21 protein-coding genes are annotated in these 25,376 nt (G+C 46.3%); 13 read left to right on the top strand and 8 right to left on the bottom strand.

Annotation, left to right across the window (positions count from 1 at the left end; all coding sequences use genetic code 11):
• Position 1: 1 nt before the first annotated feature.
• Positions 2 to 808 carry a DUF4249 domain-containing protein gene (locus KOE27_RS11310; RefSeq protein ID WP_215238993.1) on the top strand — a complete coding sequence of 269 codons (807 nt, stop codon included), beginning with the start codon at positions 2 to 4 and terminating at the stop codon, positions 806 to 808.
• Between the two features lie 16 nt (positions 809 to 824).
• Positions 825 to 1,640 carry a hypothetical protein gene (locus KOE27_RS11315; protein WP_215238994.1) on the top strand — a complete coding sequence of 272 codons (816 nt, stop codon included), beginning with the start codon at positions 825 to 827 and terminating at the stop codon, positions 1,638 to 1,640.
• Between the two features lie 80 nt (positions 1,641 to 1,720).
• Here the strand turns inward: KOE27_RS11315 and KOE27_RS11320 are convergent, their stop codons facing one another.
• Together KOE27_RS11320 and KOE27_RS11325 are read right to left on the bottom strand one after the other, a co-directional pair.
• Positions 1,721 to 3,943 (bottom strand): carbohydrate binding family 9 domain-containing protein, encoded by a 2,223-nt coding sequence (locus tag KOE27_RS11320; protein WP_215238995.1) that lies wholly within the window; start codon positions 3,941 to 3,943, stop codon positions 1,721 to 1,723.
• A gap of 88 nt (positions 3,944 to 4,031) precedes the next feature.
• Positions 4,032 to 5,069 carry a helix-turn-helix domain-containing protein gene (locus tag KOE27_RS11325; RefSeq protein ID WP_215238996.1) on the bottom strand — a complete coding sequence of 346 codons (1,038 nt, stop codon included), beginning with the start codon at positions 5,067 to 5,069 and terminating at the stop codon, positions 4,032 to 4,034.
• A 260-nt stretch (positions 5,070 to 5,329) separates the two neighbouring features.
• Between KOE27_RS11325 and KOE27_RS29835 the strand changes: the two genes are divergently transcribed.
• The 3 genes from KOE27_RS29835 to KOE27_RS11340 are packed head-to-tail and all read left to right on the top strand — an operon-like array spanning position 5,330 to position 7,155.
• Positions 5,330 to 5,743, top strand: coding sequence for a sialate O-acetylesterase (locus KOE27_RS29835; protein WP_215238997.1), 414 nt, complete (start codon positions 5,330 to 5,332; stop codon positions 5,741 to 5,743).
• Entirely contained in the window at positions 5,740 to 6,123 is a 384-nt protein-coding gene (locus KOE27_RS29840) for a sialate O-acetylesterase (protein ID WP_215238998.1), read from the top strand. The genes KOE27_RS29835 and KOE27_RS29840 overlap by 4 nt, the downstream gene beginning before the upstream one ends.
• 30 nt (positions 6,124 to 6,153) lie before the next feature.
• Positions 6,154 to 7,155: a Kelch repeat-containing protein gene (locus KOE27_RS11340; protein ID WP_229252740.1), complete on the top strand. Its 1,002-nt coding sequence runs from the start codon at positions 6,154 to 6,156 to the stop codon at positions 7,153 to 7,155.
• Between the two features lie 117 nt (positions 7,156 to 7,272).
• On the opposite strand, the gene KOE27_RS11345 is transcribed toward KOE27_RS11340, so the two are convergent.
• The 3 genes from KOE27_RS11345 to KOE27_RS11355 form a co-directional block, all read right to left on the bottom strand.
• The gene (locus KOE27_RS11345; RefSeq protein WP_215239000.1) at positions 7,273 to 9,393 is read right to left on the bottom strand and encodes a hypothetical protein; all 2,121 of its coding nucleotides are present in this window, start codon (positions 9,391 to 9,393) and stop codon (positions 7,273 to 7,275) included.
• Between the two features lie 266 nt (positions 9,394 to 9,659).
• Positions 9,660 to 10,706 carry a serine hydrolase domain-containing protein gene (locus KOE27_RS11350; RefSeq protein ID WP_215239001.1) on the bottom strand — a complete coding sequence of 349 codons (1,047 nt, stop codon included), beginning with the start codon at positions 10,704 to 10,706 and terminating at the stop codon, positions 9,660 to 9,662.
• Between the two features lie 38 nt (positions 10,707 to 10,744).
• Positions 10,745 to 11,113 carry a hypothetical protein gene (locus KOE27_RS11355; RefSeq protein WP_215239002.1) on the bottom strand — a complete coding sequence of 123 codons (369 nt, stop codon included), beginning with the start codon at positions 11,111 to 11,113 and terminating at the stop codon, positions 10,745 to 10,747.
• A 262-nt stretch (positions 11,114 to 11,375) separates the two neighbouring features.
• Between KOE27_RS11355 and KOE27_RS11360 the strand changes: the two genes are divergently transcribed.
• From KOE27_RS11360 to KOE27_RS11370, 3 genes are all read left to right on the top strand, one after another.
• The gene (locus KOE27_RS11360) at positions 11,376 to 12,410 is read left to right on the top strand and encodes a sensor histidine kinase (RefSeq protein WP_215239003.1); all 1,035 of its coding nucleotides are present in this window, start codon (positions 11,376 to 11,378) and stop codon (positions 12,408 to 12,410) included.
• Positions 12,407 to 13,153 (top strand): LytR/AlgR family response regulator transcription factor, encoded by a 747-nt coding sequence (locus KOE27_RS11365; RefSeq protein ID WP_215239004.1) that lies wholly within the window; start codon positions 12,407 to 12,409, stop codon positions 13,151 to 13,153. Before KOE27_RS11360 ends, KOE27_RS11365 begins: the two co-directional genes overlap by 4 nt.
• Positions 13,154 to 13,244: 91 nt before the next feature.
• Positions 13,245 to 13,679 carry a hypothetical protein gene (locus KOE27_RS11370; protein ID WP_215239005.1) on the top strand — a complete coding sequence of 145 codons (435 nt, stop codon included), beginning with the start codon at positions 13,245 to 13,247 and terminating at the stop codon, positions 13,677 to 13,679.
• 51 nt (positions 13,680 to 13,730) lie between these two features.
• Here the strand turns inward: KOE27_RS11370 and KOE27_RS11375 are convergent, their stop codons facing one another.
• From KOE27_RS11375 to KOE27_RS11385, 3 genes are all read right to left on the bottom strand, one after another.
• Complete coding sequence (locus tag KOE27_RS11375) at positions 13,731 to 14,852, bottom strand: tyrosine-protein phosphatase (protein ID WP_229252741.1); 1,122 nt, start codon at positions 14,850 to 14,852, stop codon at positions 13,731 to 13,733.
• A gap of 167 nt (positions 14,853 to 15,019) precedes the next feature.
• Entirely contained in the window at positions 15,020 to 16,222 is a 1,203-nt protein-coding gene (locus KOE27_RS11380; RefSeq protein WP_215239006.1) for a GTP-binding protein, read from the bottom strand.
• Positions 16,223 to 16,424: 202 nt separating this feature from the next.
• Complete coding sequence (locus KOE27_RS11385) at positions 16,425 to 16,853, bottom strand: hypothetical protein (RefSeq protein ID WP_215239007.1); 429 nt, start codon at positions 16,851 to 16,853, stop codon at positions 16,425 to 16,427.
• Between the two features lie 492 nt (positions 16,854 to 17,345).
• Here KOE27_RS11385 and KOE27_RS11390 point away from each other — a divergent pair, with 492 nt between their 5' ends.
• The 5 genes from KOE27_RS11390 to KOE27_RS11410 all read left to right on the top strand — a co-directional run bounded on the left by KOE27_RS11390 (position 17,346) and on the right by KOE27_RS11410 (position 25,376).
• Positions 17,346 to 18,362, top strand: a complete 1,017-nt coding sequence (locus KOE27_RS11390; RefSeq protein ID WP_215239008.1) for a FecR family protein — start codon at positions 17,346 to 17,348, stop codon at positions 18,360 to 18,362.
• A 50-nt stretch (positions 18,363 to 18,412) separates the two neighbouring features.
• Positions 18,413 to 21,871, top strand: a complete 3,459-nt coding sequence (locus KOE27_RS11395) for a SusC/RagA family TonB-linked outer membrane protein (protein WP_215239009.1) — start codon at positions 18,413 to 18,415, stop codon at positions 21,869 to 21,871.
• Positions 21,872 to 21,886: 15 nt separating this feature from the next.
• Positions 21,887 to 23,332: a RagB/SusD family nutrient uptake outer membrane protein gene (locus tag KOE27_RS11400; protein WP_215239010.1), complete on the top strand. Its 1,446-nt coding sequence runs from the start codon at positions 21,887 to 21,889 to the stop codon at positions 23,330 to 23,332.
• A 122-nt stretch (positions 23,333 to 23,454) separates the two neighbouring features.
• Positions 23,455 to 24,048 carry an RNA polymerase sigma factor gene (locus KOE27_RS11405; protein WP_215239011.1) on the top strand — a complete coding sequence of 198 codons (594 nt, stop codon included), beginning with the start codon at positions 23,455 to 23,457 and terminating at the stop codon, positions 24,046 to 24,048.
• A 47-nt stretch (positions 24,049 to 24,095) separates the two neighbouring features.
• Entirely contained in the window at positions 24,096 to 25,376 is a 1,281-nt protein-coding gene (locus tag KOE27_RS11410; protein ID WP_215239012.1) for a polysaccharide pyruvyl transferase family protein, read from the top strand.

Here is a 25,376-nt window from a genome sequence, read left to right on the forward strand (position 1 = left end):
TATGTCAACCTTAAAAAACACGGCCGCAATACTGTTGCTCACCTCTTCGCTGTTTTCTTGTGAAAAGGTTATAGACGTTGAACTGAACCCGGCCGATCAGAAGTATGTAATTGAAGGACAGATCACCAACCTGAAAAAGGGTGCCGTGGTGGTGATCTCTCAAACCACCGATTTCGAAAACACAGGTACCTATCCGGGTATTTCCGGGGCCATCGTCACCATTTCCGACGCGAAGGGAAATGCCTATCCATTGATCGAGACACAAGAAGGGTTTTATCAGGATACACTTCTGCTGGGGAAGCCTGGAATGACCTACCACCTTCATGTAAAATTAAACGGTAGTGAATATATGGCAACTTCCACAATGCCCGATCTGGTAAAAATGGATTCAGTATTTGTCGAAAAGGACGGTTCCAATTTTTCAAACCGGGAGCGGTACCTGGCCAATGTCAGCTACACGGATCCCGGCAATACGGTCAACTTCTACCGTTTTGTTCAATTCAAAAACGGGGTAAAAGAGAAAACCATTTTTATCCGGAATGACGAACGGACAAATGGTAATGCGGTAACCGCCCCGCTGCGTTACCCGGCAGACGACGACAACGACCTCCTGACCGGTGATAACATCCGAGTGGAAATGCAGTGTATTGACCAACCGGCATATCAGTACTGGTACAGTCTCGACCGTGGTGCTTTGGGTGACGGAAGCGCTGCGTCACCGGCCAATCCGGTCAGTAACATACAAGGCGGTGCGCTGGGGTACTTCAGTGCACACACCAGTGAAATACGTGAAGTAAAGGTTCCCTGAACAAACCTTATCCTGTATGAAAAGCATAGAACTGGTCCGCGCTGCCGGATTTTTCTTCTCCTCATTTTGCCTGTTAATTTGGGCCAGAACAACTGTACTGGCCCAAATCCCCAAAGACACCCTTCGTAAAACGCCGTCCCCGCTTCTGACCGTTTCACTGAAAAGCCAGTTCCCTATTCAGCAAGCCATAGGCGTTGAGGTGATGACAAAAACAAAACTATCGGGGTACCTGGGTTTCGGGCAATTTTCCAGGTTTTATACGACGGTGGCATTAAACGCTTTGCCCAACAAAAAAGTGGAGCAGCAAATGCGGCGACAGTTCATCAAGGACAAACTGAGAAATGGTACCGTTTTTGAAATCGGACTTGCCTATCACTTACCCAAGCGAAGGAAATTTTATGCGGGCATCAATTTTCAGAATCAGAACTTCACACTTCCCTCCACAACAAAGGAGTTAATTGAAAACTACGACTTTCTTGACAGCCAGGACAGAAAGGACAAAATACTCGATATGGTCGATAAAAATACACGGCTCCAGGAATTTTACGAGACCACCGAAATCATTTCGAAGGTCACGCTGCAAAGGCTCGGTGTTACTCTAGGCCGACGTTTTGGTTTCAGGAAAATACCACGTTTCGGGCTTCACATGGAGTTGTCGGGACAATGGAATATTGGTAGCCGCACTTCGATCGAGTCTAGCTCGTTCATAGGGAACGTGCTTGTCAACCAGTTCGCAGAGCCCATATTGCGGGAGAAAACCAAAGAAAGTTTCAGTTCTTTCTATTTGCCCTCGCTGACCCTGCGGATAAGTTATGCCCTGCTCACCCGATAGCGCCATTGTTACCTGCCCGGACCATCGGACGCACAAGATCACTTCATCACCACGCAGTGCGAACGGTTTCACCAAGCACGCTACAAATTCAGCCAAAAATTCAATTTAAATACCAACGCCCGGTTTTTTGCGTGGATTCCGGGGGTTACAAAATAGTTATCGGTGTACACCAGAAAGAAATCAGACATAGGCTTGTAGCGCCATTGCAGGCGGCTGTTGATATTAAAATGATTGGCCTGGGTATTGTACTGAAAAAATGTAGTCCAGAACAGATTATTTGTGAAATTCACCTCTGTTTTTGGGCTTATCAGTAAAATATTTTCCTTTGTGTGATTCATCCGTATCTGATTCCATTCTGCTTTAATTGTGAAATTGCCCCAGGGTTGCAACCGGTAGGTGAAGCTGGGTTTGATCGTTAAAATTTGACCTCCATAATAGCCCCCCTGACCCAGGGTAACCGCATAATAAAATGGTTTGATATTAGAGGAATTGTACTGAATACTCCATTTGGTAAAATCATAAACGGCTTTTTCAACAATTAATTTATCGGTCAGTTCAAAAGCATACTGAAGATTGATGTTGCTCCTATTCACTTTAAATGTGTAATTACTTCGATTCTTTAACTCTACAGCGGTTGTGAATTCCATGATGTTCTCATTGGTCGAATGGTCCGGATTCCAGACATGGCTGTTCCAGACGTTGAGTGTGATGGTGTTGATTTGACTTTTTTTAGGTCTGATGAAATAGTCGAACCTGTTATACCACTCCTTGAACCCTACCTGAAAACTTGTATCCCTTTCCATGTCATAGGTTTTGAGCCGGGTAGAAAAGCCCATATCCGCATAGTAACGGGTACCTACGTTAATGAAATCGGTAAAAAACTGGTAGTTACGCTCCTTGTAACGGGTTTGAATATTGTAGAACCAGTTATCGGTTTTGACCCCCTCCTTCCAGGAATAATGCAGTGATGGCGTGAAAGATAATTTACCCGACGAATTGATAAACTGGAACTCGGCACCCGCATTTCTACCGTAGGCAAGCATAGGTTCCGTTTGTTTTGCGGCGTCATCCATTTTGGATGCTCTGTTTAAAAAATAAACCTTGATGGTAGAGCGTTTCAACACACGCTGATTGAAAGAAATAGCCGAATAATTTTGTTGCGGGTGACTGGCATTGGCGGCAGTTTGCATATACATTGCCCCGATTCTTAGTGCAGGCGTAACATTTCCCGATAATCTTGCCCCGAATTGTATTGGAATCGTGTTGCCGTCATCATCCAAACCGATTTTTCTGGAAAAGAACGGAGTCATAAATTCCGGGATGGCGTAGTCAGCGAAAATATCAGAATTTTCGAGAAAGAAAGTGCGGCGTTCCGGGAAATAGAGGCTGAATCTGCCAAGATTTGTCTGCTGAGCATCTACTTCGATCTGGGAAAAATCGGGATTGACCGTCAAGTCCAGGTTCAGCGATGGTGTAATGGCATATTTTGCATCAAAACCCGCATTTAGCTTTCGTTCGACTTTATTTTCTTCAATATTGTCAATCACTCCCCCAGTGGCGTATGGAATAACCGCTATGTTTTTGCCGGGCCGTGCAGGCGCTTCTTTCCAGACGAGCGCACCCGTTTGCCCCAGGTCGATAGGCCAGAAGTTTACGGGCACTTTTGTCCAGGTAGTAATCTGATTGTTGTTAAAATCTGGCCTTACGAAATTGATACCCCATTCTAAATTCCCGCTGGTATATGGGAGAATACGTAAGGGAATAGCCATTTCGAGTGTCCAATAGCGATCATGAACCAGCGTGGCTGAAAGCCATTTGTTATCCCACGAAAACGTCATGTCCTTAAATAATACGCTGCCCAGCAAGTCATCCGACTGTACATTATTAGCAGAAAGCCCAAAGAAAAAACCATTGGAACGTCGATTCATCGGATCGAGTATGACGGCAAATGATTCACTGTTCCAAAAGCCCTGGTCTCTTTTTCGTGTCTGACTTACAAAATTCCTGCCTTCGATGCGTGCCGCTACATACAGATATTTGCTATCGTACGCCACCTGAACGGTGGTCTGGGTTTTTGCCAGTGCTTGATCATTGGGTTTACTCTCCCAGAACGGAGTAGTTTTTTGGGCATATTCCCATACATTTTCGTCCAGGCTTCCGTCTATGTTTATCGCACTTCCGGATACCTTTTCAGGTGAGAGCTGAAATTCCTGATGAAAATTACTTTGCGAAAAAGAAACATTCAGGTTAATTAAAACAAGCAATAAAATAAATAAAGGCCTTGCAACGGGAGCTGTGTTCATGATAAATGTTTTGTAGTGTGATACAAAACACCTCCCAAAAGCAGGGTTTATCTACCTGAATCGCGATTCTGTAATAGATTTTGAGTGGTTAATTTAAGTTTTTCAGCAAGTGCATATTTTTATACTCGGTGGGGCTGTAACCGGTCTTGGTTTTGAAAACCGCGTTAAAAGACGAAAGCGTGTTAAACCCCGAGTCGAATGCAATGGCTGCAATCTTCTGGTTCTGGTACTCTTCGGAAATAATCCTTTTTTTAGCATCTTCGATCCGAAGGCAATTGACCCAATCGGAAAAGTTGGTACCCGACTGCTCGTTGATGATCTGGGATAATTCCCGGGCAGTCAGCTGCATTTGTTTTGCCAAAGACTGAATACTCAAATCCGGATCCTGGTATACCTTTTCATGAATTACATACGTCCTGATCTTCTCAAACATCGTGTTTGACTGCGCATTACTTAGTTTGGACTTGCGATATTTCTCGACCCTGGGATGGGCAAATACAAACTTCCGGAAAGCAACCAAAACGGACAACACCGTCACGATCAGGGAGTACGAAAACGTGGAGGTGCGGCACATGAAGAAAATGCTGCCATCATAAACAAAAGCAAAAACATAACTTCCGATGATAATACCCATGGAAGCGGTGATGATCAATGCCCAGTTGTAGACTTCCTTTGGCTGAGCCCTCCAGTGACTTACCACCAGGCAGATACATGCCCCGAAATACAGCAGATTCTGGGTGAGGATAAAAGGATATATTTCCGGCTTGAATTGATCGTCAGGCAGGGTAATCAGCAGATATACCAAGGGAGATAACAGGTGCAGGGTATCGGAATAAACTAACTTTTGCTTTTTCTCTAGGATACATCTGAGATAGAGGAAAAGCAAAGGGACCGTGAACATCATAGACACCAGGCCCAGTTTTTCCAACCAAAACGGTAACTGTGCATAGAGCAGAAGGAGAGGTTTCACAACCCGGAGCGAAACCGACATCAGCAAAAACGCTAGCAGGGCATTCGCCAAACGGCTGCTTTGATTTTGATGCCTGAAAAGTATGAATGCCAATCCAAAACTCAGAAAGATGCCAAAGGCACTGATACTTGACAATAAAAAGATTGAAAAGTCCATGGGTTATTGTCGGGTCTGAGAGATCGTTTTTTCAAAAAAATAATAAAAAAACTGATTATTAATATTGTTTTTGATGGTCGGTCACAAGAAAGCCCACTGGCTCCTGGAGGTGGCTCAGCCTTGCCAGTTACCTTATTGATTTCTTCCTGCATACTTTGTCGTAAATAGGTCGGGAGAGGTAGCCTGTTAGTGGCAGAAAAAAGTAATAAAATCAGGACATGTGCAAAGTCACCGTTAACGACGTTTTAACAAATATTAAAATGAGTACCAGAATCCTCCCGTTCCTTTTTGCAGCGATTTGTTCAGCCGTTTTCCTCTCCGCTCACCAGCCGACTGCAAAAAAAGCTGACCTGTATCTGCTGATCGGGCAATCCAACATGGCCGGCCGCGGTGTGATTAGTCAGGATTCACCCAACATAAGCCCGAATATCAGGATGCTGAATAACAGCAATGCCTGGGTTATTGCCCAGGATCCGCTTCATGCAGATTTTCCCAAAGCGGCGGGTGTAGGACCTGGGCTGGCCTTTGCCAGGGAGATGGAACGCCAAAATCCGGGAAAGCAGATTGGGCTCATTCCATGCGCTGTTGGCGGGACCTCCATTGACGAGTGGCAGCCGGAGTTAAGCCAAAACATACGGACATATATCCCTATGATGCGATGCTCCAAAAAGTGAAAGCAGCTCAAAAGTACGGGACCATCAGGGCGATTCTGTGGCACCAGGGAGAGCAGGATAGTAATCCGGAGGCTGTAAAATCATACGAACAAAAACTCGCCGCGTTTTTCCAGAGGCTTCGTAAAGACCTTCACACACCTGATACCCCCATTCTGATAGGCACCCTGGCCGATTTTTATATCCCGGCCAACCCTGAAGCGGCTACCATCAATCAGATCATCAGGCAATACGTGGCAACCAAGCCGAATGTCTACCTCGTCTCTGCAACCGGACTTACGGACAAGGGCGACGCCGTACATTTTGATACCCCCTCCGCCTGTGAACTGGGCAGGCGATATGCACAGGCGCTACTTTTGACTCACAAAAAAAGCACTCATTGAATGGACAATAAACTATCTGGAAAATCCTGCATGAAATATTTAGCAATATCCGCATTGTTAATCACGCAATTGACCCATGCCCAGTCTTCCAAACCTGAATGGGTACTGGAAACAGGCAAGGCAGCTTGGCAGGCACGTGATTCACAGGGGGAACTGGTTTACAAAAGCAAGCTATGGATACTGGGGGGATGGTTCAACTCCAAAGAAGCACCTCCACGGGATGTATGGAGCTCCTCCGACGGCAGGGAATGGCAGCAGATAACCTCCTCCGCTCCCTGGATACACAGTGACCTGCCCATGTCCATTACCTTCAAAAACAAAATGTGGATGATGGGAGGCTGGTACAATGGCAGGTTGGAAGGACATTCGGCTGGAAACGAGGTATGGTCTTCCAAGGACGGGGTTAACTGGAAAGCCGAAACCAAACAAGCCTCCTGGACACCGCGTGCTGCAGCAGCTTTGGTGGCCTTCAAAGGCAGAATGTGGATACTCGGTGGTACCGAAAACTATTATTTCGGGGACGATAAAAGTCTTAAAAACGATGTCTGGTCTTCGGCGGACGGGAAAAACTGGAAGCAGGAAACTGCCTCGGCTGAATGGCCACCCCGGGCCTATCATCAGGCGGCGGTTCTGAACGGGAAGATATATGTGTTCGGAGGAGGTAATTATGTACCGCAATACAAGGCCTATAACGATGTGTGGAGCTCGTCGGACGGTATTCACTGGACACAGGAAACGGCCTCAGCCCCCTGGCACGAAAGGATATGGTTCTCCGCTGTCACCTACAGGGATCGTATCTGGGTACTGGGCGGGTGGTCCAACAATCCGTATAAAAACTGGCCGGACGTATGGTATTCCAAAGACGGCAAAAACTGGACACAGTTTGAATCTTCCCCCGCCTGGAAGGAACGGCATGAGCCTTCGGTATTTGTGTTCCAGGATAAGCTTTGGATCGCGGGTGGTATGGTTCCGCCGCTTACCAATGATGTATGGTCTCTGAAAATTCCTGAAAAATGGTTCGGGGATGATTAACCGGGACCGTTCGGACCACTTGCTGATCTGAATTTCACTCGGATCCTATACTACCCGGGCCAAATTCAGATCAGCACCATACATGATCTCAAAACAACTACCCCTGTTTCCGGAGGCTCATTTACCCAGTAATCCGTGATAATGAGCCATGTAATAAGGTAAAAGAAAAAAAGTACCTTCATGCTCGTCGTGGCCGTCTCCCTCAGAAGCCAGCAAGGCAAACCCGTCCCGGTCCTGGCGCACATGCCCGCGCTCATCCACGGGCAAAGCGTATCCGTTGGTTCGCCAGCCAACATTTTCCTCCTGCAAAGGTGAGGTATCAAAAACAACATCCAGGCGATGGGTATTATCCATGGTATAACCGATCAGATCCAGCGGAATTTTCTGAAGGTTTTCAAGAATATAATCTCCGTTGTTACTGGCCTTGTAAAGATTTTTAACCACTTTCGGTGCATATAGCCTGTTCTCGGGAAACAGATTTTTATTTTCAAACATTTTCTGGTCTGCCAGTTCCGTAAACCGGTTGGCCATAGATGCATAGATAGCATCCCAGAAAGCATTCTTCTGTTTGCTGATATGCTGCCATGCCGCTTCCAGCGACTGCCGGTACATCAGCAGCAAAGAAGGATCCGTTTCATATTTAATCAATCCATACATACTCATCAGGCATAGATTGTTGTCCCAGGGTACTACGTTTTCCGGCGGGAAAAACTCTTTCGGATGCATCGCACTGATATGATAGTTATACTTATCACGCAGCGTTTTAGCTTCCTGGTCATATTTGGGATCACCGGTGACGTGCTTGGCAACATTCAGGAACGACAGCATCATCATGGAGTTGAGCCCGCGCTGGTCATAGCCGTATACGGAATTGAAGTATTCAGGAGAAAAATCTCCCCAGCGCGTTACCTTCCCATCATAATCCACCAGTTTATACCCATGACGAACCAGATGATCAGTTATATCCCCTACCACCTCACGGACAGCTTTTTTCTCTTCTTCTGTTTTGGCTACCAGGTCATAATAAATCCCATAGAAGAAAAAATGGCCGGCCAGCTCATCCGAACTGGTGTCACATTTCCATAAAAACTTTCCATCCTTGCTTTTGGGAAAGCGGGGATAAATGTCCTTCCACATCGGATCCGACTTCTGGTGCCTCAGATTGGATTCGCGGCTGTATATTTCGTTCACCGGTTCATGCCAGTCGACAGGGATGATGACACGGGCCGGAAACCCTTTTTCATGGGAAATATCGACGAGCCATTTGCAGGCTTTAAAACTCCTGTCGGCCAGCGCCTTTGCTTCCATATCACCTGTTGCCGCGTAACGGAAAGCCTGCGCCGCACCATACATAGCTGTATACATGCCATCGTTATCCGAAATAGCAACCTCCGACGAAGCCGGATTAAAGCGTTCTGTCAAATGACTTTGCGCAATAAAACCCATTCGGTTGTGTCTTTCCTCAACCTGTCTGGTAAAAATTTGCGCCTTGTCTTCCAGCGACATAGCCACCCGTTTGATCCTGCTGACACCTTTACCTGTTGCAAACCAGGCGGTTCCATCCTGTTGCACGGCGATATGACTGATGCGGTCATCGGCTAGCCAGCGTCGGCTGAAACGGTATTTGAAAAAATCATTTTCAACTTCAATGGCCCCTTTCACCGTCCCGAACCAAACGATACCATCCTCGCCCGCAGCGGCGCAAGTAAATTTATTGTAGGGTAATCCTTCCTTGCCGGTGAACAATTTCCAGGATTTACCATCCAGGTACCCCACCCCCTCTTCCGAACCAAACCAGAGCCTGCCCTTGCTGTCGGTAACAAGCGCGCTGACATTTTTCATCACCCAGCTATACTTGCTGTCCTCCGGGAAAATTCTTTCTAATTTTTTACTGCTGCTGTAAATATATAATCCCTGCTCACAGCCAAGTGCATAACCTCCCCTGAAAGGTACTGCCGACAACACCTTGGTGCCCTGAACAACAGGTAATGAGGGAGAAGCAGCCGACTTGACCGAAGTAACAGCAATCCATTTTTCACCATTAAACTGAAAACTTTGCTGAGGCGTCTGCGCCACGGGATTTCCCTTACTGAATATTATTTTATCCACCGGGCCATCGGGCAATCCGTCCTTGGCGGTGTATACTGTAACAACTTCCTGAATAAACTTCTGATCGCCTGCGGACTGTGCCACAAGCTGGAAGGGGATAAGGAATAAGCAAAAGAGAAAAAACTTCATGTACAGATATTTAGGTCCGTGCCGGCTTTGGCAAAAACAGAACTAATACTTACCTATGCCGGAAAGTGACTAGTACCTCCGGAAAAATCCCCGTTTTATACATTTTAAAGTTTTGTTTCTCCAAGACTGCGATAGAGCCAAAATGTTGAAATAATGCTTGTGTATATAGCCTGAATGCCGGAAATGAAGGACCATGGTCCTTCATTTCCGGCCAGGTATCATATTTATCAACTGGTAACTGAAAAGGTTTCCGTAGATCCTGCCGTTTAATCATTTTCAACGATATCCCTGATCAGCTTCCTGACCTCGAGGCTGGTATTATTGCTTTTTTTGGGCGAGGTCTGGGTAAAAATAATACCTGCTATTTTGTTTTTGGAATCCTGCCACGGATGGGTACCAAATAAGCCCGGGCTGCTCGTTTCCAGTACCTTCCCGTCCGCATCCACAACATCCAGCCAGTTGCCCATTCCATACCTGACAGGATTGTCCGGCAAGGGTGAAAAAGGATTGGTAGCGTAGGGTGTACCGTAAATAACGGCCCCGTTGGTCTGATCTGAAAGCATGACCGAAACGGCGTTTTCACTTAATACCTGCTGACCATTGTATTCTCCCCGGTTCACAATCATTTCCAGAAAATTCAGGTATGCTGCGGCCGAGGTACGAACCCCACCAGCGATGATCGGATTGGTAACTGACCCATAACGCGCGACCATTTTGCATGGCCTGCCAATCTTCTCTTCAAACAGGTCCTGCCATTGCTTACCCGAAACAAGCTCCGCAATCCTGCCACCAATGTGCATGCCTGCGCTTCCATAGCTGAACGTAGTGCCAGGTGCAAATTTCAACACGGTATGTACAGCAATAGAATCCACAGCCTCGGCCAGTGTCAGTTGGCGTTGGTATTCGTAGCCCTGAGGAGTATCTCCGTCAAAACCCGCCGTATGTGAAAACAATTGGCGAATGGTGATGGAGCCTTTCCCGTTTGCCGTAAAAATGGGCAGAAATTTACCAACGGTATCTTCCAGGGCTATTTTATGGTCATCCACCAGGGCCATGATAACCGCGGCGGAAAGCCATTTGGAAGCGGAGGCAATAGGTCTGACACTTTCGGTATCTAGTCCAATGCCCTTCTGGTAAATGAGCTTCCCGTTTTGTGAAACCAGGACTATTACCTGGTTATTATAATCGGATGCATGCTGGTCTATAAACTGATCAACCGTTGTAAAATCATAGGGTTTTTCCGGATCTGGTCCTACCTCGACACGGCATGAGCAAATTACGAGAGCGATGAATACAAGAAGAATATTTTTCATTTCAAACTTCAAAAAAATTGTGAGTGAACCTTCCGAAATTACCTTTGCCTTATCCTATCCCTCATTTCTTCCTGCATTTTCTGGTACTGTCCAAACTGTTCCTTCGAAAGTACCTTCCTCAGCTCAGCTTGCTTCTCCTGATTAATATCCCGGAAAGCCTTCAATTTTGACATTCTGCTGCCATTGCCTTTTATAACCGGGTCTATCTTCCTGGCATATTTCAGATTGATATCTCCTACTTTAACCACCTGGACCGAATCCAGTTTTAAGGAAGCCGTCATTTTTTCCGTGAGCATTTTAGCCCGCTCATCTGCTGGTAATTCTTTTAGGGTACTTTGAGCGGAAATCTTTGACATCACCAGCACAAAGCTGGCAATGAGCAGGATAATTACTTTTGTTTTTTTCATGATCGTAAGTTTTAAGTGAACATTTTTTTATTCCGATGAGCCAAAACAACACATACGCTATCAGTGACGAAAAAATATTCAGCGAACTTGGAGAAACAGGCCACCAGCGGGCTGCTCTATCCTGTGATCGGCTTTTCATGCCACCTTTATTCATTCAAAGGAAAAAGTATACCATTCGTGGGTAAGGGGTGGGCATCCGCAGGAGAAAATTGATGATACCAGGCTTTTCATTTACACTTGTGACAAAAAACAAACACAGCCTATGTGGCAGAAAGCTGAATTTAACACGCGCCGGATGCAGCCCTATCTTTTCTGGCTGGGTTATTGGCTGATCTGGATACTCATATTGTCGGGCTTTCAGCAGTTCGACAGGGCGGTTTGGGCAGCAACGGTACATGTGGGCGTCCAGGCCATGACCGCCTATATCAATATCCTTTACCTGATCCCGGAATTCCTGGAAAAGAAAAAATACCTTGCATACGGCTCTCTGGTGGTGGTACTGCTGATCATTTTGTGCCGCCTACAGATCACGCTCCATGCTCCTGAGTTCAGAATACCCACCTGGCGCCGTGAAATCCGCTTCCCCAGGCTATTTTTATTCGGAAGGATCTACCTGTTTCTGGTCACTGTACTGATCAGCAGTACAGCCTATAAATTTGCCACGGACCGCTTTAAGGCCTTACAGCGGCAATCGGAAATGGCAAAAAAACAATTGGAAAGTGAATTGCAATTCCTAAAAAATCAGATCAACCCACATTTTTTATTCAATACCCTCAACAACATTTATACACTGGCTTACCTGAAAGAAGACAACGCTGCACCGATGGTCATGAAGCTTTCCGAATTGCTGCGTTATATGTTGTACGAATGCCAGGACGACCGTGTAAGCCTCGATAAAGAAGTAAGATTCTTACAGAACATGGCAGATATGCAGAAATTAAAATCGGTGTCCTATCAGGATCAGATCGACTTTCGAGCGTCAGGTATTGTACCTGAGCACAGGATCGCTCCGTTATTGTTACTCGGTTTTCTTGAAAATGCATTTAAACATTCCGACCTTGATATTAATCCACAAGGCTATATTAAAATAACCCTGGCGGTGGACGAAAAACATCGCCTGCTGTTCAGGTGTGTAAATACCAAAAGGAAAACTCCGGCAAACGCAGAACAACCCGGGGGGCTAGGATTGCAGAATGTCCGCAAACGGCTGGACCTGATCTATCCCGACCAGTACGTTCTGCAATTATCGGAAACTCCTGAAATCTATGAAGTAGAATTGACTTTACAATTGTCATGAAAAATATCAGCTGCCTGATTGTAGATGATGAAGTACTGGCCCGAAGACTTTTGGCCGATTACGTAAACAAGATACCTTCACTCCACCTTGCCGGTACTTGTGCCAGCGCGCTGGAAGCTCAGGTAGTTTTACAGCAGCGTCAGGTTGACCTGTTGTTTCTGGACATCCAAATGCCAGACCTTACCGGTATCAGTTTTCTGCAATCACTCAGCAGCAGACCGGTTACGATTTTCACCACTGCCTATACAGAATATGCCATTAAAGGTTTTGAACTTTCCGTACTGGATTATCTGGTTAAACCTATTTCATTTGAACGCTTTTTCCAGGCGGTTAGCAAAGCAGCAGAATATATTTCCTATACCAGCACCGCCCGAAAAGATACCGAATCCAGTGAGCCGCAGCTGCAAGAAAAAAGCCTTGAAACCAACTATCTTTTTGTTAAGGCGGACTACAAAATTCACAAAATCCACTACATGGAAATTGACTACATAGAAGCATATGGCGAATACATCCGGATCCATACTGATAGGGGCAAAATCCTGACGCTGGTTGCGCTCGGAAAAATGGAAGAAACATTACCCCGTTCTCAATTCATAAGGGTCCACCGTTCCTATATTATTAATTTTGCCAAAATAGATACCATTCAGGGCAATATGATTTTCGTAAAAGGAAATGAAGTCCCGCTGAGCAAAAGTTACCGCGAAGAATTCATGAGGCTGATCAATAAAGACGAGTTATTCTGAATAAAATTCAGCGGGCCATTCCATTATTAATATTACCCGCGCACTCTTCAGTCATTGAAAAGTTTATTAAACAATTGCAACACCAACACGCATGGCGGACATACACCCTGATATTACAAGATTGCAGCCAACATCCGATTCCCTGAACGTGCTCCTGAAGAATACACATTTTAAAGACAATCTGCTGGATTCCGGATCCAAAATTGGCCTGCAGATCAAATACCATGAAAACCTCCCGATTCTGATCTTCAGCTTTCACGAGCGTTATTACGATTTCCTGGAAGTTATAGATCACAAAATCCTGAATGGAAGCCACGCCTGGCTGGACAACGCCCATTTGACCATCACGCTTGTGTTGGCTGACCCCGTCATTACTGATCAAGTTTCTTCCAGAATATTCAGGCTTGATGTTCAGGAAAGTCAGCGGTTGAGAGAACGGCTGCGCGAACAGGAAGGAATGGAAAGCGTGGCACTCGACCGTATGACAGCATACGTCCGCCAGCACGCCAGCGTTTTTCTATCCTGATATTAAACAAATGACTATCATTCAATTAATTACCACCCCCCTTCCGACAATCTAATAGGTAAACTTTGCAATAATCCGTTTTCGGGCCGCATCATCAATGCCTAGCTGGTTCCTTACAAAAAGATCTGTACCGCCATACTGCTTATCCACAATTTCAAAAACGGCGTTCAGGTAACTTTCATCCACATTCATAAATACTTCTATCGCTTGCAGATCCATTCGTGGCTTAATCACCCTGGCAAGTTTTGCCTTGCCCAGCATTTTTTCAGTCTTGCCTCTGCGGTAATAGTTGGACATCAGGTATTCGTCGACAATCGTTTGCCTGTCCACATTCAACACCGATAAAATAAATGCAGATACCATACCCGTGCGGTCTTTCCCGGCAGAGCAATGGTACAGCACCGGCTTATCTGCGTCTAAAATCTGATGTACCACATCTCTGTACGCTGCCATATTCACCGTAACCGCATCCTTATAAAAGCCAATCGTTTGCGCCACCGCCTGCTCTTCTGATATTTCCCCGGCAATGACTTTTGCACGTAACTGTGCAATCTGCCCCTCGTTATCTTTCACCATCGGAGTATGGAAGTACTTTACCTGATCGGGCAGCTGATCCTCCTTTCCTTTTATTTCATGACTGGTCCGAAGGTCATAGACGGTGGAGATATTCAGGTTATTGAATTTATCAAATTCTTTGTTTTTCAACCTGGAAAGGTTATCCGACCGGAATATCTTTCCCCATCTGACAGTCTTCCCGTCTCTGGTGATGATACCCCCTATATCCCTGAAATTAACCACTTTCCCAAAATCAACGCGCCGGTTGGCTAACACCGTACTGTCTTTCCCGGATACAACATAAAAATAAGGACGTGATACCTGTTTTCGCAAAGCAATAAGGGTGTCGGACGTTGGGAATTTTGTGTAAGGCGCCATCCCCCCGGCATTGGTTTGAACGAATACCTGTGATCCTTCTGGTATGTTGTTGAGATGCAGGGTATAATCCTCTTTTCTATTTTCAACATAATCCTTTTCAGTCAGCGGCTTCCTGTAAAATTTGGCAGGTAGTTTTACATGGCAGGCCGTTAGTCCAAAGCCCAGCAGCATGGTCAAAAAGACATTCACAGAACAGGAAAGAAAATACTCATTTCTCCTGTTACAATTATTCATTTTCATAAATCCCGGATGATAAAATCAGCTTCTCTATATATTACATCTCCGCCGCTTTGCAGCAGACCTTAAGGGAAACGTTATATTCGGACATTTGGTTTACTGTCTACGCCAGGCCAGTTCTCTCCTTCCAGCCGTCTCAGACAATCCGTTATCGGCAAAATCTTCCGATTTCAGAAATTCGGGAAAGGATCCTTCAATTTTATGCCGCTTTCCATATCCCTGATCTCCTTCTCCGTACAGAGGCAAAGATTTAATTCTTTTGTAATGGAGTGCTGATCCAGATCCTGCCCGATGATCACCAACTCGTTCGAACGGTCTCCGAAGCGCCCCCACCCCGATTCGATCTGTGTGCGGTTTTCAATAAAAGCCTGGTACCTTAACCGCTGGGCTAATGGCATACTCGCCCACCATACGCCTGCAGGTTCTGCTCTCAGCGACCCGCCTGCCTGGCTCCAGTTCAACGCATCAGCAGGCCGGGATGCGATCCAGAACAACCCTTTGCTTCTGATAATACCAGCAGGCCAGTTGCCCGACAGATATTGCCAGAATCTCTGCGGATGAAAAGGCCTCGGATCCCGGAAAACAAATGAAGTAATTCCGTATGTTTCTGTTTCAGGAAGGTGGGTTCCATTTTTATTAAGCTCCTGGATCCAACCTGCCGACTGTTCGGCTTTTTCATAGTTAAACAGCTTTGTATGGAGAATATCCCGTATTTCTACTTTTGAAAACGAGCTTTCAATCATGCGTGCTACCGGGTTCAGCGCTTTAATCACGGCATGAAGTTCTTCCAGATTCTCCCTGGACACCAGATCAGTCTTGTTGAGAATGATAACGTCCGCAAATTCAATTTGATCCGTTAACAGGTTGACAATCGCTCGGGTATCTACTTCTTCCTCGTTCAGGCTTCGTCCCGCAACGGTATCCGCAGAACCAAAATCTCTGGGGAAATTAAACGCATCCACAACCGTAACCATACCGTCTATTGCTGCCCATTCCGAAAGGTCAATGCCATTTTTATCATCTACAAAACAAAAAGTCTGGGCAACAGGCACCGGCTCGGATATCCCTGTGCTTTCAATTAACAGATAATCAAACCGGTTTTCCCTTGCCAGCTTTTCCACTTCCACCATCAGGTCTCCCCGGAGCGTGCAGCATATACACCCGTTGGACATTTCCACCAGCCTTTCTTCTGTCCGGCTGAGGGTATTTTCATTTTTGACCAATTGCGCGTCTATGTTAATCTCGCTCATATCGTTAACAATCACAGCCACTTTCAGGCCCTGCCTGTTGTGGAGAATATGATTGAGCAGGGTTGTTTTTCCAGCTCCTAAAAAGCCGCTAAGAACGGTCACGGGTAACTTTTTTCTTGTCATGATAATGATTTATATTTGCAACAATGTTGCAAATATAAACAAGAAATAAACATGCAACAACGATGCAATTGTAAAATTGTTTACATACTGTGAATAAGCTCTTTCCGTCTCTGGTTGTTTTAGTTATGCAGGCGTGCTCAGGTCTGGCAGTAGAAAGTTCAACTCGTTCAGGGCCATAAAATACGAAGAGGCGCAGCCACTTTTATTCTCTGATGAATTTGGCACGCTGGACTCCGTAACAGTAGGAAATGATGATCTCATCACCATTTTGCTGGATATCCCAGCTCGGACATCCCACGCAATCTACATAAGCACAGGCAGGATTGTCCGGAAGCCCTGATTGGGGAATAATTTTAAATGCAACGCCATTAACTTTCAAAGAGTCGGGGCTGCAACAGGCTGGCAATCCCCTGCTGTCCAGTATGACGCCATCGTCACGGAAGCTGAAATAATAGGGATCCGTATACAAAACCTTTTCCCAGACCTTCTGACCGTTCACGGTATTTTCCACCGCGTCGGCACGCCATCTGCCCACAATACTTTCGAACGGTAAAGGCGTTTCTTCCTTGTCCTTTTTACAGTTCCAAAACACAACTGAAACCAGAACCCATACAATTATCCAGAATCTCATGGCAAGGTATTTTATCCGTGATGCAATTTTAGCCAAAATGGTTGGAATATAACGACATACAATTGGTTTATCCCAAATATGCCTGCAGATAACACCGGAATTGTTAATCAAAACATCCACTACGGGTGGCCGTAATACCAGTTATGATCGTATTGATTATGTTCAGGCCCTTTTGATTAAAATGGCGGAAGACTGAAATTTTAAATAGAGGTTAAGAGTTACAGCGCTCCGGGTTTCCGGGGCGGCTGTGTTGTTTGGGTGGCAGATACTAATCCCCTTTGTGCCGCTCCTATTATTCCGATAGCCCGAAGTTACCCTGTAGGCATTTGTTGAAATTCTTTGAATAACCCCAGAGAAACTATACACCTATCTTATTCTTAATCAGAAGCTTAATACATACTGCATTTTAATTTGAAAAATTTTCACTTTTTAAAGGTTACAAAATAACCCTCTTCTCTTCTTTGGATATAGTTTAAATATTCAGTTTTCTTTTTGTCCTATCTGAAGATGCATTACAGGAATTTTACCATCGAAGATTTTTTAGCTGACGACTTCTTCCAGGAATGGGTGTTACGCCCAGACACTGAAAGTAACGTTTTCTGGCAAAACTGGATCCGGGAAAATCCTGATAAAAAGGCATTGATCGAACAGGCCGTAGCCATTGTTTACAACAACCATTTCCCTGAACAATGGAGCGCCCAGGAGCGATCCGAGATGTGGAAAAATATACAGCAGCAACTTATTCCTGCTGATGTTACCAGACCGCAGGTTTTCCGTTTAACCGGACGAAAAATCTGGCTGGCAGCAGCCAGCCTGGTGTTTATTCTGGGTTCAATCGGAATTCTGTTTCAACAATCCGGTATGAAGGAGACTTCAACTTCATTTGGACAAATCAAAAAAATAACGCTGGCCGATGGGTCTATTGTAACCCTGAATTCCAATTCCAGGCTCCGATACGCGGCGGATTTCCTTGGCACGAACGAAAGAGAGATATGGGTTGACGGTGAAGCCTTTTTTGAAGTAAAAAAAAGAATAGTACATGCCAAAAAAATTCCTTTTACAGTGCATGCGAATGACCTTTCCATCCAGGTCCTGGGAACAGCGTTCAACGTTACCAACCGGCGCGGAACCGTGAATGTTGCCCTGGAACACGGCGCAGTGAAAGTGATTGACAAAAAAAACAAGGACAATTCCGTCCTGTTGAAACCCGGAGAAAGTGCCACGCAGTCGGACGGCCATCCGACACTGACAAAGGAAAAAGTAGCTGTGGAGGATTATTCCTCCTGGAAAAACAAGGTGATAGTTTTCAGAAAAAAATCGTTGGTCGAAATTTCCGAAATGATGAAAGACCTCTACGGGATGCAAGTTGTGATTGATAATCCGGCCCTCGAAAAGGAAACTTTTACAGGTTCGTTCCCTTCCGATTCTTCACAGGTTTTGTTTCAGAAACTTGAAAAAATGTTCCCGATGGAAGTCACCAGAAACGGCGACGAATATCATTTGAAATGAACTGCCGGGGCTAAAAATAAAATTCCTCTAAACCAAACATTTAAAATAGCATGTACAAAATATTATATGCAATCATTGCAATAGTGCTATGCATAACCAGGCCCGCACTGAGCCAAACGCTCGCCGCCCATTACATACAGGAACCCGCGCAGCAGGAGGACAAATCTCCCAACACCATTACCCTGAGTGAAGCACTGGATAAACTCAGCAAACATTACAATGTAAGCTTTGAATTCAGCGACCGCCTCGTGAAAGACAAAACGGTCAATACAAAGCTGCTGAGTGGCAATGAAGGGTTAGATAAAAAGTTAAAACGTATATTAGACCCGTTAACTCTTCAGTATGAACGGTTCGGCAAAAAATCTTATGTTATCTTTGTTCAGGCAGGAGAACAGAAACCTTCTGTAAAGCCTCAGACAAGCAATCTGAAACAGGAGATACTTACCGAACCCGCGGTAATGAGTGAAGACAACAACCGGGGACAGGCAACATCTTTCCAGGCCGGGAAAGCCAAAATTGTTACAGCTTCTTCGGATATTACGATCAGCGGAACCGTTTCCGATGAAAAAAATGATCCGTTACCCGGTGTCAGTGTGATTGTGAAAGGGACCCAGCACGGAACCATTACGGACCCCAACGGAAAATTTTCACTGGATGTCCCTGATCCCGCCTCAAAGATTATATTTTCCTTTGTGGGGTATCTTTCCCAGGAGATCACAGTGGGCAACCAGGGGAATATCAACATAGTACTTAAACTGGACACGAAGGCACTTGAGGAAGTAGTGGTGGTAGGTTATGGAACCGTCAGGAAAAGTGACCTGACAGGATCCGTTACCAAGGTAGGAGAAGCTAACATTAAGGCAACGCCCATTTCATCGCTGGACCGCGCCATGCAAGGCAGGGCCGCTGGTGTGCAGGTAGTAACCAATTCGGCGCGTCCGGGCGGAGGATCCACAATCCGTATCCGGGGCTCTGGTTCCGTCAATGCGGGAAACGATCCGCTGTATGTAATTGACGGCTTCCCTACCGGGAATTTAAACAGTATCAATACAGATGATATAGAATCCATAGAGGTACTTAAGGATGCCTCAGCAACCGCTATATATGGATCTCGGGGTTCAAACGGCGTGGTATTGGTTACCACCAAAAGAGGAAAAGCCGGGAAAGCCGTTATCAGTTACGACGGATACTACGGTAACCAGTCGGTGCGCCGGACCATCCCGTTATTAAATGCCAGGCAATTTGCGGAGCTTGTAAATGAGGCACAAACCAATAACGGCGGGAAACCTTATTTCGACGGAAGCACAGCGGATAAGCCCGCGCCGACTACCCTGGGTGCAGGCACAGACTGGCAGAAAGTAGTACTCCGCGACGCCCCTATTCAAAGTCATCAGCTATCTGTTTCTGGGGGAACAGACAAATCACGTTATGCCATTTCATTTGGTTACTTCGGGCAGGACGGTATTATTCTTAATTCGAATTTCAAAAGATACACCCTGCGGGCAAACCTGGACAACGATCTCAGTACCAGATTAAAAGTGGGACTAACCATGCAGGGGGCCTATACCACTGGCAGCAACGCACGTACAGAAGTGGACGGAAATGCAGGAGGAGGCGTTATCAGTGCTGCACTGAGTTATTCCCCAACCTTTCCGGTACGCAATGCTAACGGCAGCTACTTCAAAAACCAGGGTACGCTCAACGGGCTGGCAGTGGATAATCCTTTGGCGCTGGCGAATGAATTCACAAATAAAACCGCCACCATCCGCCTGCTGGCCAATACTTTTATCGACTACAAAATTCTGAACGGACTGAATTTCAGAACGAGTTTCGGAGCTGACCTGATCACTACCAAAACCAATGCTTACGTTACGCGGCTTGCCATTGACGGCGCCAGTGTGGGCGGGAAAGGTTCGGTGGGAAATACTCAAGATGTGAACTGGCTCAACGAAAACACCCTGAATTATAACCGCCAGCTAACACCCCGTCACAACATCAGCGCTCTGCTGGGTTATACCATCCAAGGTCTGGGCAGAGAAACGGTAACGGCCTATGCCAACACTTTTTCTGACGATTTCGCCCAATACAACAACCTTGGGGCCGGTTCCACCCTGGTATCACCCTCCACAGGCGCCAGCCAGTGGCGACTGATTTCCTACATAGCAAGGGCAAATTATGCTTACGACGACCGGTTTCTCGCTACTTTCACTGCCCGTCGCGATGGCTCCTCGAGGTTCGGGCCCAACAACAAATTCGGTTTTTTCCCCTCGGGAGCACTGGCCTGGAAAATTGCCAATGAAAAATGGGTAAAGGATATTACGGCCATCTCTGATGCCAAAATAAGGATGAGTTATGGCCTTACCGGAAATCAGGACATCGATAATTACAGATACCTCGCCAATATCAGCTCTCCCTCCTACGTAATCGGAGGTACGCTTTACACTGGCTCGGCAACCGCAGGCATTGCCAATCCCGACCTGCGCTGGGAAAAAAACGCTCAGTTTGATGCGGGTGTTGATATCAGTTTTTTCAGAAACCGCATCCAGCTGTCAGCAGATTACTATATCAAGAAAACCTCAGACCTGCTTTTTAGTGTAGGTGTCCCGACTTCCTCCGGATTCTCAACCACCCTGAAAAATATCGGCAGTGTCCGCAATGCCGGATTTGAATTTTCTTTCAACAGCATCAATATCGACCACGGTGGTTTTCGCTGGGCGTCGGAATTTAATATCACCTTTAACAGAAACAAAATACTGACGCTGGACGGCCGTCAGGAGTTCAGGACCGGCTCGGACGCTACCATTCACAACACTTCACAAAACCCGATTTTACTGAGGGTCGGCAGTCCGCTTGGCAACTTTTTCGGCTTGGTAACGGATGGTATTTTCCAGAATCAGGCCGAGGTGGATGCCTCTTCACAGAAAAATGCCAAGCCAGGTGACCTCCGTTACAAAGATCTCAACGGTGACGGCAACATCAGTGACCTGGACCGGGATATTATCGGAAATTCCAATCCTGACTTTTTCGGCGGCCTCAATAATACCTTTTCCTTTAAAGGTTTTGACCTGAATATTTTCATACAGGGAAGCTATGGTAATGAAATCCTGAACTACGGAACGTTTGATCTTCTTAACATGACGGGCGGAAACAACCAGTCGGCCAAGGCACTGGACCGGTGGACGCCTGCCAACCCCGGCAACACCATTCCCCGTGCCAATGCGGCGGGCGGTTCCAGGCTGCTGTCCAGCCTGCACATAGAAGACGGCTCCTACCTGCGTGTAAAGAACATCTCTTTCGGTTATAATCTGCCCAAATCCTGGTTGAGCCGGGTATCTGTCGGCTCGGCAAAGGTGTATGTGGCTTTGCAAAACTATCTCACCTTCACTAAATATTCGGGCCTTGACCCTGAGGTGAACCGGTACGGAAGTTCGTCGCTCAGCCAGGGACTGGATTATGGCGCTTACCCCGCAGCGAAAACGATCTTGGCAGGCATCAATCTAAAATTCTAAATCCTTGCATCCATCATGAAGATTTATAAAGTAGTACCTTTAATGGCCATTTTGTTCTCTGCATGTGAGAGCCAGCTGGACCTTTCCCCGGTAACGAATTTAACCAATGCTACCTACTACAAAACAGCAGACGATGCAAAAGCAGCGTTGGGAGCATGTTATGCGGTAATCAGTAACCCGGATCCCAATCTGGATATCACCACCACCGACGACGCCATTCCGTTCCTGACAGGAGCGGCAGACCGGCCATTGCTCTGGCGATATGACCTTACCCCCTCCAATTCGCTGATCAGCTCCTATGCCAGTTCTTATTCGGGGATCAATCGTTCCAATATTGTTATTGACCGGCTACCGGGAATAACCATGGATGAAGAACTGAAAAAAAGATACATCGCCGAAGCCCGGTTTTTAAGGGCTTTGCATTATTTTACATTGGTGCAGTATTACGGAGACGTCCCGATCGTCACCAAAGAAACCAGCTCACTGGACGGCCTGGAGATCGAGCGCTCCCCCGCGGCCAAGGTTTATGATCTTATCGAGTCGGACCTGAAAGAGGCAGAAGCAGTACTGCCCAAAACCTATCCGGCCAGCGAGTCTGGCAGGGCGACACAGGGAGCGGCCAAAGGAATCCTTGCCCGGTTATACCTGTATCGGGCCGGTACCACGCAGTCCTCTCCTTTCTGGGCGCAGGCAGCAACAAAAGCAAAAGAAGTAATGGACCTTGGGGTATACGACCTGCATGCCAATTTCGCCGATGCGTTTGCACTTACGGCGCGCGGTGGTAAAGAGAATATCTTTGAAGTACAATACCTCACCGATGTACGCGGGCATAGCCTTGGTCGTGGTTTTGGGGTGCGTTCAGCTCCCATTTATCCGGGAGGTGGTGCGGGCATTGCAAGACCAACCGCCAGTTTGTTTAACCTCTATACCGAAGCCGACAAACGCAAAGCGGTCACCTTCATTACTTCCTATGTCTATAACAATGTGACCACTACCCTGTCCATCACTGATCCGGATTTCACAAAAGCCATTTCATTTCAGAAACTCTGGGACAAGTCGGCCAAAACCAACGGTGGTGAAGGAACCAGCAGACCGGTACTCCGCTATGCAGATGTATTACTGATGTATGCTGAGGCATTGAATGAAACAAACAACGGGCCAAACGCAGAAGCCTATACGGCACTGAACAAAGTCCGGATACGGGCGGGACTTACGCCGTTAGCGGGGCTTACCTACGAAAGTTTTAAGGAGGCTGTATGGCTGGAAAGGCGCCTGGAACTGACATTTGAAAACAACCGCAGGTTTGACCTCATCCGAACGGGTCGTTTGATACAGGCCGTCAAAGCGGAAAACAGTTTTAACCGAAATGCACTCATCCAGCCATATCACGTATTACTTCCAATCCCACAGAATGACATGGACGTAAATCCGAAACTGGTACAGAATCCGGGGTACAAATAATTGTAATCCGGAATCAAACCGGAAATAGCTGGTTGATTTACGGTAATTATTAGTACCTTATTATAATATTTATTCCACTTATCGTTACATAAAACACTTCCTTCATTTCCCAGTCTCGCCTGATGCCATCGCTTTCCCGACATACCGATGAAACCAAAATTTGGATCAAGCTCCTGAATGGAGATCAGGCGGCACTTGCTTTTTTCTACGAAAGGTATGCCGACTGGCTCTTGAAATATGGGTTATCCGTGCATTATAACCGGGAAATGATACGGGATGCTGTACAGGAATTGTTTGTTAATATCTGGAATCGGCGCGAAAATTTATCCGTCCCGGATTCTGTAAAATACTATCTGGCCATTTCCCTTCGTCGCATTATACTCAAAGATGTAATCAATGCCAGGTTATCAACCGATGACTTTTCTGATGATTCGGTTTCCTGTTTATACTACGAAAACCTCGCAGACGAAGAACAGGAAGAAGATATGCACAGGAAATTGCAGGATGCAGTCAGGTCATTACCAGCCAGGCAGCAGGAGGTGATCTTCCTGCGTTTTTTTGAAAAACTCAGTTATGAAGAAATTACAGGAATCACCGGGCTCGACTATCAGATCCTGCGGAACACCATTTACCGTGCCATCAAAACCTTACGACAAGTACTGGTTGAAAAAATTGCACTGATTTCTTTTTTGTCCATCCTGCCGTCACTTTTCTGATCCGGCATCCAACCATAACCACCGGAATTCCGGATAACAACAACCACATGAGAAATATCAGATATCCCGGAAGAAGGGAATTCCTTAAGGGCTCTGCGCTTGCAGCACTTTCCTTATTAACCCCGCTGCAAGGCTTTTCTAACAAAAAAAATCCGGTACTTATCCTACGCTCGTCCTGGCAGACGGTTAACATCGGTGATATAGGGCATACCCCGGGGGTACTTGCGCTGCTGGAAAAATACCTGCCCGGCGTAGAAGTGCGCCTATGGCCCTCCGACGTTGGCAACGGCGTTGAAGAAATGCTCATGAAACGGTTCCCGAAACTGAAAATTATCAAAACCGATGAGGATAAAAAATCAGCCATGGCCGAAGCCGATTTTATGCTGCATGGCTCAGGCCCATCGCTTGTTGCCCGTGCCACGCTGGAAGACTGGCGCAAAACGGGAAAGCCTTATGGTGTTTATGGGATAACTTTCCCCGGAGTTTACGGTACGCCTGATCAGGCCAGGAAAGCCTCCCCACAGGATATTGAGTTACTGAACAACGCACGCTTCGCTTATTTCAGGGATTCTGTTTCTCTTTCCATTGCCAAAGAGGTGGGAGTAAAATGCCCGATCATGGAATTTGGACCGGACGGTGCCTTTGCTGTTGATGTAAAAGACGATGCTTCCGCAATCGATTTCATGAAAACGCACCACCTGGAAGAGGGCAAATTCATGTGCGTCATACCGCGCTACCGCTATACCCCCTGGTGGAAAATACCTAGTAAAAAAAGGACAATTGATGAAGAAAAGGATGCTATCAATCAGAAAATGAAAGAACATGATAACGGTCCGATAAGGGATACCATCATTGCGGTTGTCAGGCAAACCTCCATGAAAATCCTCATTTGCCCGGAAGATGAAACACAGGTGTCCATAGGCAAGGAAATGCTGTACGACAAACTACCTGAGGATGTAAAAGCAAAGGTGGTATTAAGGGAAAAATACTGGCTGACCGACGAGGCAGTAAGTACCTATATCCGATCAGCCGGATTATTCGGGCTCGAAATGCATTCACCCATTATGTGCATTGGTAATGGAATTCCCGCTACGGTAGGCCGTTTTGGCGAACAAACCAGTAAAGGTTTTATGTGGAAAGACATCGGTCTGGGCGACTGGCTTTTCGATATGGACGTCCCCTCCGATGTATCAGCCATTACGCCGGCTGTGCTGGCTATAGCCAAAGATCCCAAAAGCGCCAAAAAGAAAGCACTTAAGGCAAGGGATTTTGTGGTCAAAAGACAACAGGAAACGATGGCCGTTTTAAAGAAAAACCTGTACTCCTAA

Origin of the sequence: Dyadobacter sp. CECT 9275, assembly GCF_907164905.1 — a bacterium.
Lineage (GTDB): Bacteria > Bacteroidota > Bacteroidia > Cytophagales > Spirosomataceae > Dyadobacter > Dyadobacter helix.